This is a genomic window from Streptomyces sp. NPDC006259, assembly GCF_042870975.1.
GTDB lineage: Bacteria > Actinomycetota > Actinomycetes > Streptomycetales > Streptomycetaceae > Streptomyces.
The window spans coordinates 61,813-76,371 of sequence record NZ_JBIAHY010000013.1 but is presented as its reverse complement, the minus strand read 5'-3'; the positions used below and the strand labels follow the sequence as shown (position 1 = coordinate 76,371).

Sequence of the window (14,559 nt, the reverse complement as noted above, 5' to 3'; positions counted from 1 at the left end):
CCCGCGTCCCTCGCGGGGACCGCCGTCGTCCCGCCCCCCGTCAAGGGGGTGCGGCGGTCCCCGCGCATACCTCTTCCCCGCGCATACCCCTTCCTCGCGCCTCCCGATGCCCTCGGTCCGTCCCGGGCAGGTCTCAGGCGCGTTCCGCGGCCACCGCCGACGTCCAACTCCCCAGCAGCGCCAGCCGCTCCTCCGTCTCCGAACCCGGCTCGGGGGTGTACACGAGCAGGGTCTGCTCCGGATCGGCGGTGATCCCCAGCGTCTCGTACGGGAAGGTGAGCAGGCCGGCGACCGGGTGCTGGATCCGCTTCACGCCGTACGCGCACTCCGCGACCGGGTGATCCGCCCACAGGCGGCGGAAGTCCTCGCTCTTGAGGGAGAGTTCGCCGACCAGCGAGGTAAGTCCGTGGTCGTCGGCGTGGTGGCCGGCCTGCAACCGCAGATGCGCGACGCACTGCGCGGCGACCGCGTGCCACTCGGGGTAGTAGCCGCTCGCGGCCGGGTCGAGGAAGACCTGCCGGGCGATGTTGCGGTCCCGGGGAGCCGTCTCCTCGTACTGGAACACCGCGTCGGCGAGGGCGTTCCACGCCAGGACGTCCATGCGGTGGTTCAGGACGAAGGCGGGGGTGCGGTCCATGCCGTCGAGCAGGGCCTGGACACCCGGACGGACCCGCGGCGCGGGCGTGGCCGAGCGGCCCTGCTGCCTGCGGGGGCGGGCCACCGCGCGCAGATAGACGTGCTCGGTCTCGTCCAGCCGCAGGACGCGCGCGATCGCGTCCAGGACGGCGTCGCTGACGCTCGGACCCCGGCCCTGCTCCAGGCGGATGTAGTAGTCGACGCTCACTCCCGCCAGCTGCGCCACCTCCTCGCGGCGCAGGCCCGGGACGCGGCGCCGCCCGTACGAGGGCAGTCCCACCTCCTCCGGCCGGATGCGGGCGCGGCGCGAGCGCAGAAAATCTCCGAGATCCCCGTCCATGGGTTCGATCCTAGGTGAGGGGTCCGATCCCAACCTGGTTCTGCCAGACCCAGGAAAAGCGCATCCCTGGGTAACGGTGGGGCGGGCGGCCAGTGTGGTGCCTGCCGCCGGGGAAACGCCCCGGCCGAGCTGCCGAGGAGCACCACATGTCGTACAAGAACCTGGCCGGCCGCACCGCTGTCGTCACCGGTGCCGCCAGTGGCATCGGGGAGGCCACCGCCGTCCTGCTCGCCGCGCACGGCGCCCGGGTCGCGCTGGTCGCACGGCGCGGGGAGCGGCTGGACGCGCTCGCCGAGAAGATTCGCGCCGACGGGGGCGAGGCGCTCGCCGTGGTCGCCGACGTCACCGACCAGGCGTCGGTGGACGCGGCCGCCGCCCGCGTCCGGGACGCCTACGGCCGGGTCGGCCTGGTCGTCAACAACGCCGGGGTCATGCTGGCCCACCCCCTCGCCGACGGCCGGGACGACGAGTGGCAGCGGATGCTCGACACCAACGTCACCGGTGTCCTGCGGGTGATCCGCGCCTTCACCGCCGACCTGATCGACACCGCCGCCGAGGGCGGCACCGCCGACCTGGTCAACGTGTCGTCCGTCGCCGCGCACATGGTGTTCCCCGACTACGCGGTGTACGGCGCCACCAAGGCCGCCGTCACCTACCTCTCCCAGGCCCTGCGCACGGAGTTCGGCCCGCGGGACGTCCGGGTCACCAACATCGAGCCGGGACTCACCGATACGGAGCTGCTCTCGCACGTCGACGCCGAACTGGCCGGCGTGGTGCAGGACATGTTCGAGACCATCGGTGGCCTGTCGGCCCAGGAACTGGCCGACGTCGTCGCCTACGCCACCAGCCGGCCCCGGCACGTCAACCTGCGCCAGATCATGGTGCTGCCGACCCGGCAGGCGTGAACCGGCCGACGTGGCCGACGCGTTACCCGGCAGGCGGGGCTTGGCAGGCAGGGCTCAGGCGTTACTCGGCAGGCGTGAACCGGCAGGTCGGAGGCGGTGGGTCTGGTGGGCAGGTTCGGCGGCCCCCGTACGTGTGGTCCGGCAGGTCTGGCAGCTAGCAGGCCCCGAGGCGGTGGGCCCCGAGGCGGTGGGCCCCGAGGCGGTGGGCCCCGAGGCGGTGGGTCCGGGCCGGGCCTGGAGGTCTGGCAGCCCCGGTACCTGTGGCCCCGCAGGTCTGGCAGCCCCGGTACCTGTGGCCCCGCAGGTCTGGCAGCCCCGGTACCTGTGGCCCCGCAGGTCTGGCAGTCCCGGTACCTGTGGCCCGGCAGATGCAGGTCGGCCGGCCGGAGTCGGCGGTCCGGTGCGGTGTGGGCCGACCGGCCGGTGGTCCAGGCGGGCTGCGAGGTCCGGGCCGGGGTGGGTCAGGCCTCCCAGTCGCTGTTCGGGGCGGACCCGCCCCGGCGGCCGAACAGGCCGGGGTTGATGCGGGCGGCCTGGACGACGTTGATGCCCACGATGCCCACCCAGGACACGATCAGGCCCGGCAGGTGCGCCACGCCCGCGCCGATCGCGGACAGCGGGATCGCCAGCACCAGCGAGACGATCCCGAAGCCGAAGCGCTCGCCCCAGGAGTCGGTGGCCCCGGACGAGCGGCTCCCGCGGGCCGACACCATCTGCTGCTCCGCGAACTGCCGGCGCACCCGGCGCTCGACCGCGCCGTCGATGCGCTGGTCGACCTTCTCCAGGAACGAGTCCACCAGCGCGGACTCGTACTCGTCGCCCAGCTCCCTGCGGGCGTGCAGAGTGGCGTCGAGTTCCTTCTTCAGTTCCGTGTCCTGCGCGTCCATCGTGGTCTCCCGTCCCGTCATTGCCTCCACGGTAGGCAGCGGACGCGGCGGGGACACTGGGGTTAGCCCCCCAGTCGGTACGGGGGACGGCCGCTTGCCCGGCTGTATAACCTCATGCAGAGTTCTTGGTGTGTGAATGACCACCCGGCAGACGCGGCGGGTCGGCGGCGCGTACCGTCTCGTCGTCGGCTGTGAACCGGTCGCCGCCGTACGGGCGCCGCGCCGACGCGACCTGCGGCCCGAGCCGGGGCGTCCGGCGGCGTCGGCGGTCGGACCGGTCGAGGGACGTTCGGAGGGGGAGCGGGGCATGGGCGCGGACAGGCAAGCGGGTGCGGACGTGGGGCCGGGACCGGTCGGTGGGTCGGAACCGGGCGCCGGTGCGGGTTCCGGGCCAGGTGCGGGCGCGGGCGTCGGTGCGGGACCCGGCTCGGGTCCGGGTGCGGGGCCCGTGGCGGGCTTGGGGCCGGGTGCCGCCGACAGCCCCGCCAACCGGCTCCACACCCTGTTCGAGGGGCACCGGCTGACGCCCACCCAGCGGCGCATCGCGCACAGCATGGTGCGCCGCGCCGCCGACGTGCCCTTCCTGTCCAGCGTCGAGCTGGCCGAACTGGCCGGGGTCAGCCAGCCCTCCGTCACCCGCTTCGCGGTCGCCCTCGGCTTCGACGGCTACCCGGCCCTGCGCCGGCACCTGCGCGAGGTCGCGCCCGCCGAACAGAGCGTGGACTCGGCGTCGTACAACGAGTACCAGCAGGCCGTCGAGGCCGAGATCGAGAATCTCCGGCATCTCGCCGAGGTGCTCGCCGACCCGCGACCGGTGCGCAGGGCTGGGCGGCTGCTCGCGGCCTCCCGACCACTGCCCGTGCTCGGACTGCGGGCCGCCGCCTCCCAGGCGTACGGCTTCGCCTACTTCGCCGCGAAGGTCCACCCCGACGTCCGGCTGCTGCACGAGGGCGGCACGATGATCCACGACCGTGTCGACGCGGCCGTACGCGCGGGCGCCTCCGCGCTGCTGTGCTTCGCGCTCCCGCGTCACCCGCGCGAGGTCGTCGACACCCTGGCCTACGCCAAGGAGGCCGGGCTGACGGTGGTCACGGTCGCCGACTCCGCGTTCGCACCGGTCGCCAAGGTCTCCGACCTGCTGCTGCCGGCCGCCGTCGGCACCGGCCTCGCCTTCGACACCGCGTGCGCCCCGATGCTGCTGGGACGGGTGCTGTTGGAGGCGATGTGCGACGACCTGCCCGACGCGCAGGCCCGGCTGGAGGAGTTCGACGCCAGGGCGGCGCTGCGGGGCCTGTTCGTGGAGTGAGCCCGTCCGCCTTCCCGCACCCGCTCGAACCTTCTCGCGCTCTCGCGGTTCCTCGCGGTTCCTCGTGCCGTTCTCATTGTCGTCTCACGTTCGCTCGCTAATCTGCTCGATCAGAAAGGGACGTGGGACGGACGTGAGTCGTCCGGGCGACGAGGAGGCGGAACGTGGCACGCGGAGGTCAGGGACTGGCTCGGGTGGCCGTCGTCGTACGGGCCGGAGCCGCGCCGTTGTGGTGGTGCGGGGTGTTCGCGGCCGGTGTCGGCGTACTGCCGCCCGGGATCACGGGGCGGCGGATCGGGGTGTTGGCGGGGGCCGCGCTGTTCATCGTGGCGGCGGCCGTGGTGTTTCTGGCGCGGCGCAAGCGGTACACCGCACTCGCCCGCGCCGCGGTCCGCGCGAGCAAGCACGATGTGCTCCAGGACCGCGCGGTGACCGCGCGGGACTGGCGGCGGGGTCACCGCTGGTGGCTGCTGCTCGCCCTCGCCGCCGCGCTGGGCAGCGCGTTCGCCGTGCCCGCCGCGGCCGGCCTGCTGCTCGCCGGATGCGGCACGGGGCTGCGGCTCAAGGCCGCCTGGCTCGGCAAGCTGGAACGGACCGGGGAAGCGCTGCTCTGGGTGCGCGTCGACTGGCTCGCCGAGAACGGCGGCCGCCCGGTCGGCAAGGCGGTCAGGTCCTACCGCAGTACGGGCATCGCGGCGGGCGACGCGGCCCCGGGCGGAGCGCGCCGCCGCACCGCGGCACTCGTGTAGCTCGCGGTCCGGGGAGGACCCGGCGGATCAGACCTCCAGGTCCTCCTCGATCCTCTTCAGCTGGTGGCGGGCCATCGCCAGGTTGGCCCGCTTGGCGTCCAGCACCAGGTAGAGGAAGAGACCGTTGCCGCCACGCCCGCTGATCAGACGGATCAGGTGGTACTGGTCGGACAGCGTGATCAGGATGTCCTCGATCTGGGCCTTCAGCCCGAGGTGCTCCATGGTGCGCATCTTGGAGCGCACCACGTCGGTGTTGCCCGCGGCGGCGACGTTCAGGTCGAAGGTCTTGCCGCCGCCGAGCGTGCCCAGCGCCATGCCGCTGGTGTAGTCGACGAGCGCGACGCCTGTCGCGCCCTCGATGGAGGCGAGTGCTTCTTTGAGCGCGGTTTCGGTGTTGGCCATGTCTGGTCCTCGGTTCCCTTCAACTTTCGGTGGTGGTACGGGGTTCGGTGGTCGTGGGTCGGGCCGGGCGGACGCCCCTGGTCCGGACGGCGGCCGGGGCTGGCCTGGCCGGGGCCGGGGCCCGCGCCCGCTCGGCGGCGTCGACGATCTCGCCGACGAGGGCGCCGGACCGGCGGCTCTCCAGGTGCAGGCGGCCGACGTTGACGCGGTCCTGGGCGAGGACCGTCAGCACGGCGCTCCGCCCGGCCGCGTACGTCGCCACGTAGCCGTGGACGCCGCGCACCAGCAGTTCGCGGAACTCGCCCCGGCCGGTGGTGTCCGTCAGCCGCACGGCGACGGCCAGGGCGGTCGCGGTGAGCGCGGCCACACCCTCCGCCTCCACGCCGGGCGTGTCCTGGGCGAGGACGAGGCCGTCCACACCGGCCACGAGCGCCCCGGTCAGCTGGGGCACCCTGGCCCGCAGCCGCCGCAGTTCGGCGAGCATCTCGGGTTCCGCCGCCATCAGCCTGCTCCTCCCGGCGCGCGGTCGCTGCCGTTCAAAGGGCCTCCAGCGCATCCCTGAGCCTCTTCAGCAAGGTGATGTCGGGGTCGTTGACGGGCGGCAGGGCGAGGGCCTGCGGTGGTCGTGGGGCGGGTGGCGGGAACTGGGCCGTCAGCCGCCCGGCCGCCGCCAGCCGCCGGACGTCCACCAGCGTGGGGAACGCCGGCCGGCCCAGCTCCCCGGCGATGTCCGACGCCGTGCGCACACCGTCCACCAGCGCCAGCACCGCGCGCTGCCGGGCGGACGGCGGCGGCGCGGCGGCCGGGTCGGCCCGCAGCAGCGGCGCGCTGTCCGGCAGCGGATCGGGCCACAGCCGGTGCAGCAGCTCGCGGCGGCGCAGCGTCTCCCGCTCCACCGCGTCGACCGGGACCGGGCGCAGCGCGCCGAACCAGTGACCGGTGCCGTACCGGAAGCGGCCCGGTGTGCTGCTCGGCGCGAGCGCGAAGTACGCGGCGTCGTACAGCGCCCCCAGATGGCACACCTCCAGCGCGCCCCGCTCGATACGGCCGGCGTCGAGCAGCAGCCGGGCGGCGCCGCGCTCCTCGCCGGCCCGCTGCACCGCCTCCCACCAGACGCCGGGCTCCAGCGTGCCGTGGGTCAGGAGGAGCACGTCGAGGCCCGGGGCGAAGGGGCTCTCGGCGTGCACCACCCGGCCCTCGGCCAGGTAGAGCGCCCCGCGCTCGCGCTCCAGCACGCCGGTGGCCCGCTCGGCGGCGAGGCGGGTCAGCATCGGCGACACCGCGCCGCCCGCGCGCTCCCGGCCCGCCGTCCGGTCCCGCACCGGCAGCCGGGGCGGCGGAGTGGTCCCCACGACGGTCATCCCAGCACCAGCCGTCCGGCCATCTCGCCGAGCCGGATCCTGGCCAGTGCGAGGTTGCCGTCCGACCGGCCCAGCCAGACGTGCAGGAACACGCTGCTGTCGAAGGACGTGGGCACGAACCGCAGGACGTGGTAGCTGTCCCGGTTGCTGATGATCAGGTCCTCGACCGGCGGATCGGCGGCCGCCTCGCCCTCGCCCCGGTCGTCGGGCGCGAACGCCCGCTGCTCCGCCGTCAGCCGCGCGACCTCCGCCGCCTCGGCGGCCGCGGCCTCGTGGTCACCGCCCGGAAACTCCCCGACCGTGCCCAGGGCCAGCCCGCTGGTCCAGTCGACCAACGCGGCTCCCCGGGCTCCGGGCAGCCGCATGGCCTCCAGTAGACACTCGTCGATTCCGGGCACCGTTGGCTCCCCTCCTGCCTTGCCGTTCGGCTGAGTGAGGAAGAAGCTACGCACCGTGTGCGGGACGAGTGAGTCTTCTGGCATTTTCCGGCGGAACATGCGCGGCGGTGACTAAGGTGGGTCAACTGACCTCGTTTCCCCGCCAGTTCAACACCGTGCCGTCGGGCGCGCGTCCAGGGCGCGCAGGCGGTCAGAGGTGGTGCGGGCCGGGGGTCGCGCTCCTCGGATCCCTTGCGCGCGGCCTGCGGCGGTGGCCGGTCTCCGCCGGTCTCCGCCGTGTCGGTCTCCGCCTGGTCCCGGCCCTCGCGTCACCGGTCTCCGCCCTGCTTGACCCGCGCGGTGTCGGCCTCCGCCCTGCCTGGCGCTCGCCGTGCCGGCCTCCGCCTCACCGACCCCGCTTCGCGCGCTTCCGCCTGCGGACCTGCGCCTAGCCGACCCGCGCCCAACCGGCCTCCGCCTCACCGCGCCTCATCGGCTTCCGCCTCACCGCGCCCCCTCGCCGGCCTCCGCCACGCCGGCCCCGCTGCGAACCTCCCCCTTCTCGCTCCGCACCCACCACTCCCGCCGCGAGCACGCCACGTATTGACTAGTCATATTCAGCGGGCCAGGATGTGAATAACCACTGCAACAATCCGTCGGGATCGCCCACCTTCCAGGAGGCAGACCATGTCAGGACCCCGCCCCGTCCGAGCAGCGCGCGGCACGGAAATGAGCGCCCTGGGATGGCAGCAGGAGGCCGCCCTGCGGATGTTGCAGAACAACCTCGACCCCGAGGTGGCCGAGCACCCGGACAAGCTCGTCGTCTACGGCGGCACCGGCAAGGCCGCCCGTGACTGGCGCTCCTTCGACGCGATGGTGCGTACCCTGCGGACGCTGAAGCAGGACGAGACCATGCTCGTCCAGTCCGGCCGCCCGGTCGGCGTCATGCAGACCCACGAGTGGGCGCCGCGCGTGCTCATCGCCAACTCCAACCTCGTCGGCGACTGGGCGAACTGGGAGGAGTTCCGCCGACTGGAGCAGCTCGGGCTGACCATGTACGGCCAGATGACCGCCGGCTCCTGGATCTACATCGGCACCCAGGGCATCCTCCAGGGCACCTACGAGACCTTCGCCGCCGTCGCCGCGAAGAAGTTCGGCGGCAGTCTCGCCGGGACGATCACCCTCACCGCCGGCCTCGGCGGCATGGGCGGCGCCCAGCCGCTCGCCGTCACCATGAACGACGGCGTGGCGATCTGTATCGACTGCGACCCGCGCGCCATCGACCGCCGCATCGAGCACCGGTACCTGGACGTGAGGGCCGACAGCCTGGAGCACGCCCTCCAGCTGGCCGTGGAGGCCCGTGACCAGCGCAAGCCCCTCTCCATCGGCGTCCTCGGCAACGCCGCCGACCTGGTCCCGCGGCTCCTCGCGATGAGCGCGCCCATCGACATCGTCACCGACCAGACCTCGGCCCACGACCCGCTGGCCTACCTGCCCACCGGGGTCGCCTTCGAGGACATTGCCGACGCCGTCGCGAAGGACCCGGCCGGCTTCACCACCCGGGCCCGCGAGTCGATGGCCCGGCACGTCGAGGCGATGGTCGGCTTCCTCGACGCCGGTGCCGAGGTCTTCGACTACGGCAACTCCATCCGCGGCGAGGCCCAACTGGCCGGATACGACCGCGCGTTCGCCTTCCCCGGCTTCGTCCCCGCCTACATCCGCCCGTTGTTCTGCGAGGGCAAGGGCCCCTTCCGCTGGGCCGCCCTGTCCGGCGACCCCGCCGACATCGCCAAGACCGACAAGGCGATGCTCGACCTCTTCCCCCGGAACGAGTCCCTCGCCCGCTGGATCAAGCTGGCCGGTGAGCGCGTGCACTTCCAGGGACTGCCCGCCCGCATCTGCTGGCTCGGCTACGGCGAACGCGACAAGGCCGGCGAGCGGTTCAACGACATGGTCGCCAGCGGCGAGCTGGCCGCGCCGCTGGTCATCGGGCGGGACCACCTCGACTCCGGTTCCGTCGCCTCGCCCTACCGCGAGACGGAGGCCATGCTCGACGGCTCCGACGCGATCGCCGACTGGCCGCTGCTGAACGCGATGGTCAACGTGGCCTCGGGCGCCTCCTGGGTGTCGATCCACCACGGCGGCGGCGTCGGCATGGGACGCTCCCTCCACGCCGGCCAGGTGACCGTGGCCGACGGCACCGAGCTGGCCGGCGAGAAGGTCCGGCGCGTACTGACCAACGACCCCGCAATGGGCGTCATCCGGCACGTGGACGCCGGCTACGACATCGCGGAATCGGTCGCGGACGAGCGGGGCGTGCGGGTGCCGATGCGCGAGGGTGAGGGCACATGAAGGCCGCCGGCAACCGTCCGCCGGGAGCGGGTCCCGTGTCGCCGGACGCGGATCCGGCCGTGCCCACCCGTTCCACCGCGCGGAACGACGACCCGCGGCCCCAGCAGCCCGCGGCGCCGGACGGTCCGCGACCCGCACGGGCCGCGGCGCCGGACGGTCCGCGACCCGCACGGGCCGCAGCGCCGGACAGCCCACGACCCGCACGGGCCGCGGCGCCGGACGGCCCGCGGTCCGAGCCGGCCGTGGCCGGTGGCAGCGGCGGAAGCACGCCGACCGCCGCCGTCGGTGGTTCCTTCCACGAGATGTGGCGCGACCTTCGTCCCCTCGGCCGGAACGCCGACTCGGGCGGCTACCGCCGCTACGCCTGGACGGCCGCCGACGCCGACTGCCGGGCCTGGTTCAAGGAGCAGGCCGAGGCCCGCGGGCTCGCCCACGAGGTCGACCGCAACGGCAACCAGTGGGCCTGGCTCGGCGACCCCGCCGCCGGGGACGCCGTCGTCACCGGCTCGCACCTGGACTCCGTGCCCGACGGGGGCGCCTTCGACGGACCGCTCGGCGTCGTGTCGTCCTTCGCCGCCCTCGACGAACTGCGCCGCAGGGGAGCGCGCTTCGCCAAGCCCCTCGCCCTCGTCAACTTCGGCGACGAGGAGGGCGCCCGCTTCGGGCTCGCCTGTGTCGGCTCCCGGCTCACCGCCGGACACCTCACGGTCGAGCAGGCCCACCGGCTGACCGACGGCGACGGCATCACCCTCCCGCGGGCCATGGAGGCCGCCGGTCACGACCCCGACGCCATCGGCCCGGACCCGGAGCGGCTCGGCCGGATCGGCGCCTTCGTCGAACTCCACGTCGAGCAGGGCCGCGCCCTCGACCTCAGCGGCGACCCGGTGGGCATCGCCAGCGCCATCTGGCCGCACGGCCGCTGGCGGTTCGACTTCCGGGGCGAGGCCAACCACGCCGGCACCACCCGCCTGGTGGACCGCCGCGACCCGATGCTGCCGTACGCCGAGACCGTGCTCGCCGCCCGCCGTGAGGCACGGCTGGCCGGTGCCGTCGCCACCTTCGGCAAGATCTCGGTCGAGCCCAACGGCGTCAACGCGGTCCCCTCCCTGGTGCGCGGCTGGCTCGACTCCCGCGCCGCCGACCAGGGGAGCCTCGACCAGGTGGTCGGCGGCGTCGAGAAGGCGGCCCGCGAGTACGCGGCGGCGCACGGCGTCGACCTGGACGTCGTCCGCGAGTCCTTCACGCCCGTCGTCGAGTTCGACCACGCCCTGCGCGACGAACTCGCCCGCCTCCTGGGCCAGGACACCGGCCTCAGGGTCCCCGTCCTCGGCACGGGCGCCGGACACGACGCCGGGATCCTCTCCGGGAGCATCCCGACCGCCATGCTGTTCGTGCGCAACCCCACGGGCGTCTCGCACTCCCCGGCCGAATCCGCGGCCGAGGACGACTGCGTGGCCGGGGTGCTCGCACTCGCCGACGTACTGGAAGGGCTGGCCTGCACGTGACCCCCACGCAGCGGACGCGGACCTACTGGCTGGAGTACGCCTGGCTCGACACCCACGTCGAGCCGGGCGTCGCCCTCACCGTCTCGACAGGCGGCTCCGCCGCGGGCGCGGACGGCCGGATCACCGCCGTCCGCACGGGCGTCGGCACTCCGCCGCCCGGCGCCGAGATCCTGCGCGGGCTGACTCTCCCGGGCTTGGCGAACGCCCACTCGCACGCCTTCCACCGCGCCCTGCGCGGCACCGTCCAGGTCGGCTCCGGAACCTTCTGGACCTGGCGCGAGGTCATGTACGCGGTCGCCGACCGGCTGACCCCGGAGACCTATCACCAGCTGGCCCGCGCGGTGTACGCCGAGATGGCCCTGGCCGGCATCACGGCCGTCGGCGAGTTCCACTACGTGCACCACGGGCCCGGCGGCACCCCCTACGCCGACCCCAACGCGATGGGCGAGGCCCTGATCGAGGCCGCCGCCGAAGCCGGTGTCCGCATCACCCTCCTCGACACCGCCTACCTCTCCGCCGGCTTCGGACAACCCCCCAACGCCCACCAGCTCCGCTTCTCCGACGGCGACGCGGACGCCTGGGCCGAACGCTGTTCACTTCTCAAGGAACGGGATCACGCACGGATCGGGGCCGCGATCCACTCCGTACGGGCCGTGCCCGCCGGGCAGTTGGCGACCGTGGCCCGCTGGGCCGAGGAGCGCGGCGCGCCGCTGCACGTCCACCTGTCCGAGCAGACCGCCGAGAACGACGCCTGCCGCGAGGCCCACGGCCGCACCCCGACGCAGCTCCTCGCCGAGCACGGCGTCCTCGGGCGGCGCACCACCGGCGTCCACAACACCCACCTCACCGCCGAGGACATCACCCTCCTCGGCCGCTCCGGCACCGGCACGTGCATGTGCCCGACGACGGAACGGGACCTCGCCGACGGCATCGGCCCGGCCGTCGCCCTCCAACGCGCCGGCTCCCCGCTCTCCCTCGGCTCCGACAGCCACGCCGTGATCGACCTGTTCGAAGAGGCCCGCGCGATGGAGCTGAACGAGAGGCTGCGCACCCGCACCCGCGGCCACTGGACGGCCGCGGCCCTGCTGCGGGCCGCCTCCGCCGACGGTCACGCAGCCCTGGGCCGGGACGACGCGGGCACCCTGGAGACCGGCACGGCCGCCGACTTCACGACGATCGCCCTCGACTCGGTCAGGACAGCGGGCCCGCTGCCCAGGCTGGGCGCCGAGACGGCCGTATTCGCGGCGAGCGCGGCGGACGTACGGCATACGGTCGTCGCCGGGCGGCACGTCGTGCGGGACGGGGCGCACACGCTCGTACCGGATGTGCCGCAGGCCCTCGCACGGGCCGTCCGGGCCCTGCGCTCCTGACACCACCCACCGACGCCCCCACCGACGCCTCCGCCCACGCCGACGCCCACGAGGACACGATGAGCAGCACCGTCATCACCAACATCGCCACGCTCGTCACGAACGACCCCTCCCTCGGTGACGGATCCCCCCTCGGTCCGGTCCGGGACGCGGCCGTCGTCATCGACGGCGACCGCGTCGCGTGGACCGGTGAATCAAGCAAAGCACCCGCCACCGACAACCGGGTCGACGCCGGTGGCCGGGCGGTGCTCCCCGGCTTCGTCGACTCCCACTCCCACCTAATCTTCGCGGGCGACCGCACACAGGAGTTCAACGCCCGCATGTCCGGCCGGGCCTACAGCGCGGGCGGCATCCGTACGACGGTCGCGGCGACCCGCGCGGCCACGGACGCCGAGCTGGAGGCCAACCTCACCCGCTACCTCGCCGAGGCCCTCCGCCAGGGCACGACCACCTTCGAGACGAAGTCCGGCTACGGCCTGACGGTCGCCGACGAGGCCCGCGCCCTGCGCGTCGCCGCCGCCCACACCGACGAGGTCACCTACCTGGGCGCCCACATCGTCCCCCCGGACTTCGCCGACGACCCCGCCGGCTACGTCGCCCTCGTCACCGGCGAGATGCTCGACGCCTGTGCCCCGCACGCCCGCTGGATCGACGTCTTCTGCGAGAAGGGTGCCTTCGACGGCGAGCAGGCTCGCGCGATCCTCACCGCCGGCAGGGCCAGGGGCCTGCACCCCCGCATCCACGCCAACCAGCTCTCCCACGGCCCCGGCGTACAGCTGGCGGTCGAACTCGACGCGGCCAGCGCGGACCACTGCACCCACCTCACCGACGCCGACGTGGACGCCCTCGCCAACAGCGCGACGGTCGCCACGCTGCTGCCCGGCGCCGAGTTCTCCACCCGGGCGAAGTGGCCGGACGCCCGCCGCCTCCTCGACGCCGGTGTCACCGTCGCCCTCTCCACCGACTGCAACCCCGGCTCGTCGTTCACGTCGTCCGTGCCGTTCTGCGTCGCGCTCGCGGTGCGGGACATGGGGATGACCCCCGACGAGGCGGTCTGGTCGGCCACGGCGGGCGGCGCCGCGGCCCTGCGCCGCACGGACGTGGGCCGCCTGACGCCCGGCGCCTACGCCGACCTGACCCTCCTGGACGCCCCGAGCCACGTCCACCTGGCCTACCGCCCGGGCGTACCGCTCGTCTCGGGGGTCTGGCGACGGGGCGTACGGGTGGTCTGAGAGGGCTCGTCCAGGGAGGCCCGGCCGCGGTCCGCCACCGACCGCCCCCACGCCGTACCGACGAGGACGAGTAGCGCGCCCGCCAACCCCGGCCACCCCGGCCGGTCCCCGGCGAGCGCGATGCCCACGACCGCCGCCCACACCGGCTCGGTGCCCAGCAGCAGGCTGACCCGGGAGGGCGACGTACGGCGGACGGCCCACATCTGCACGAAGAACGCGAACAGGGTGCAGAAGACGGAGAGGTAGACCAGGCCCGCCCAGTCCCCGGCGCCGAAGCCGGCCGCGGCGGACCACGGCGACGCGCCCGTCCCCGGCATCGCCACCAGCACCGCGAACACGGCGACGGCACCACCCAGTTGGACGGTCGTCAGGGACAGCGCGTCCGCGCCCCGCACGGACTCCATGCGCGCCATGGCCAGCACGTGCACGGTACGGACGACCGCCGCCCCCAGCATCAGCAGATCGCCCCCGGACGGAGCGGTGAATCCGGCGCCCTGCGTCAGCAGCGCCACGCCCGCCACCGACACCCCCGCCGCCGCCAGGAACGCCCCAGGCAGCCGCACCCCGCGCACCCGGCTCTCCGCGAGCGGCGTGAAGACCATGGTCAGACTGATGATCAGCCCGGCGTTCGTGGCGGAGGTGTGCACCACCCCGTACGTCTCCAGCAGGAAGATCCCCGCCAGGATCAGCCCGAGCAGGCCCGCCCCCCGCAACTGCGCGCCGCTCAGCGACCGCAGCCGCCGCCACCCGACGACGACCAGCACGGGAAGCACCACGGCGAACCGCAGCACGAGCACGGCCAGCACGGTGTCCGTGGTGGTCACGCCCTTCGCGGCGAGGTAACTGGAGCCCCAGACCACGGCGACCAACAGGACGGGGAGATCGGCGAGCCGGCCGAGGCGGGTGACGGAAGCGGGCATCGGTGTCCTCACGGCAGTGGGCGGCCCCACTGCTGGCCAGAGGGTCGGCACAGGGTAAGGGAGGACACCGGGCCAGGTCAGCGCCTTGTCTCACGATGAGGACGACCGCCCGCGGGACGACACGCGATGAAACGGCCGCCCGCGGGACGACACGCGATGAGGACGGCCGTCGGCGCGGGTGGCGGGGCCGCCGAGGGGGCGGCCGTCCGCGCGGAAG

General features: G+C 74.1%; 14 protein-coding genes. 7 read left to right on the top strand and 7 right to left on the bottom strand.

Annotated elements, in window-relative coordinates:
• Positions 1-133 precede the first annotated feature (133 nt).
• Positions 134-976 carry a helix-turn-helix transcriptional regulator gene (locus ACFYO5_RS36830; protein ID WP_388717846.1) on the bottom strand — a complete coding sequence of 281 codons (843 nt, stop codon included), beginning with the start codon at positions 974-976 and terminating at the stop codon, positions 134-136.
• Positions 977-1,122: 146 nt separating this feature from the next.
• On the opposite strand from ACFYO5_RS36830, the gene ACFYO5_RS36825 reads away from it, so the two are divergent.
• A complete protein-coding gene (locus ACFYO5_RS36825) occupies positions 1,123-1,881 on the top strand; it encodes an SDR family oxidoreductase (RefSeq protein WP_388717843.1) in 759 nt (252 codons plus the stop codon).
• A gap of 461 nt (positions 1,882-2,342) precedes the next feature.
• Here the strand turns inward: ACFYO5_RS36825 and ACFYO5_RS36820 are convergent, their stop codons facing one another.
• Positions 2,343-2,768, bottom strand: a complete 426-nt coding sequence (locus ACFYO5_RS36820; protein ID WP_388718083.1) for a hypothetical protein — start codon at positions 2,766-2,768, stop codon at positions 2,343-2,345.
• 307 nt (positions 2,769-3,075) lie between these two features.
• Between ACFYO5_RS36820 and ACFYO5_RS36815 the strand changes: the two genes are divergently transcribed.
• Positions 3,076-4,074 (top strand): MurR/RpiR family transcriptional regulator, encoded by a 999-nt coding sequence (locus ACFYO5_RS36815; protein ID WP_388718080.1) that lies wholly within the window; start codon positions 3,076-3,078, stop codon positions 4,072-4,074.
• 164 nt (positions 4,075-4,238) lie between these two features.
• A complete protein-coding gene (locus ACFYO5_RS36810; protein ID WP_388717840.1) occupies positions 4,239-4,823 on the top strand; it encodes a hypothetical protein in 585 nt (194 codons plus the stop codon).
• A gap of 27 nt (positions 4,824-4,850) precedes the next feature.
• Here ACFYO5_RS36810 and ACFYO5_RS36805 read toward each other — a convergent pair whose 3' ends face one another.
• From ACFYO5_RS36805 to ACFYO5_RS36790, 4 genes are read right to left on the bottom strand one after another with little or no spacing between them, the layout of a single operon-like run.
• The gene (locus ACFYO5_RS36805; RefSeq protein WP_356568617.1) at positions 4,851-5,225 is read right to left on the bottom strand and encodes a hypothetical protein; all 375 of its coding nucleotides are present in this window, start codon (positions 5,223-5,225) and stop codon (positions 4,851-4,853) included.
• 19 nt (positions 5,226-5,244) lie between these two features.
• Complete coding sequence (locus ACFYO5_RS36800; protein WP_388717837.1) at positions 5,245-5,727, bottom strand: roadblock/LC7 domain-containing protein; 483 nt, start codon at positions 5,725-5,727, stop codon at positions 5,245-5,247.
• 34 nt (positions 5,728-5,761) lie between these two features.
• Positions 5,762-6,586, bottom strand: coding sequence for a transcriptional regulator (locus tag ACFYO5_RS36795; protein ID WP_388717834.1), 825 nt, complete (start codon positions 6,584-6,586; stop codon positions 5,762-5,764).
• A complete protein-coding gene (locus ACFYO5_RS36790; protein WP_388717831.1) occupies positions 6,583-6,984 on the bottom strand; it encodes a hypothetical protein in 402 nt (133 codons plus the stop codon). Before ACFYO5_RS36790 ends, ACFYO5_RS36795 begins: the two co-directional genes overlap by 4 nt.
• Before the next feature lie 666 nt (positions 6,985-7,650).
• On the opposite strand from ACFYO5_RS36790, the gene hutU reads away from it, so the two are divergent.
• The 4 genes from hutU (at position 7,651) to hutI (ending at position 13,422) form a co-directional block, all read left to right on the top strand.
• Positions 7,651-9,315, top strand: a complete 1,665-nt coding sequence (gene hutU / locus ACFYO5_RS36785) for a urocanate hydratase (protein WP_388717828.1) — start codon at positions 7,651-7,653, stop codon at positions 9,313-9,315.
• A 302-nt stretch (positions 9,316-9,617) separates the two neighbouring features.
• The gene (locus ACFYO5_RS36780) at positions 9,618-10,820 is read left to right on the top strand and encodes an allantoate amidohydrolase (RefSeq protein WP_388717825.1); all 1,203 of its coding nucleotides are present in this window, start codon (positions 9,618-9,620) and stop codon (positions 10,818-10,820) included.
• Positions 10,817-12,190 carry a formimidoylglutamate deiminase gene (locus ACFYO5_RS36775; protein WP_388717822.1) on the top strand — a complete coding sequence of 458 codons (1,374 nt, stop codon included), beginning with the start codon at positions 10,817-10,819 and terminating at the stop codon, positions 12,188-12,190. Before ACFYO5_RS36780 ends, ACFYO5_RS36775 begins: the two co-directional genes overlap by 4 nt.
• 59 nt (positions 12,191-12,249) lie before the next feature.
• Positions 12,250-13,422: an imidazolonepropionase gene (gene hutI / locus ACFYO5_RS36770; protein ID WP_388717819.1), complete on the top strand. Its 1,173-nt coding sequence runs from the start codon at positions 12,250-12,252 to the stop codon at positions 13,420-13,422.
• On the opposite strand, the gene ACFYO5_RS36765 is transcribed toward hutI, so the two are convergent.
• Positions 13,362-14,342: a DMT family transporter gene (locus ACFYO5_RS36765; RefSeq protein WP_388717816.1), complete on the bottom strand. Its 981-nt coding sequence runs from the start codon at positions 14,340-14,342 to the stop codon at positions 13,362-13,364. The two genes, hutI and ACFYO5_RS36765, sit on opposite strands and share 61 nt — an antisense overlap.
• Positions 14,343-14,559 lie beyond the last annotated feature (217 nt).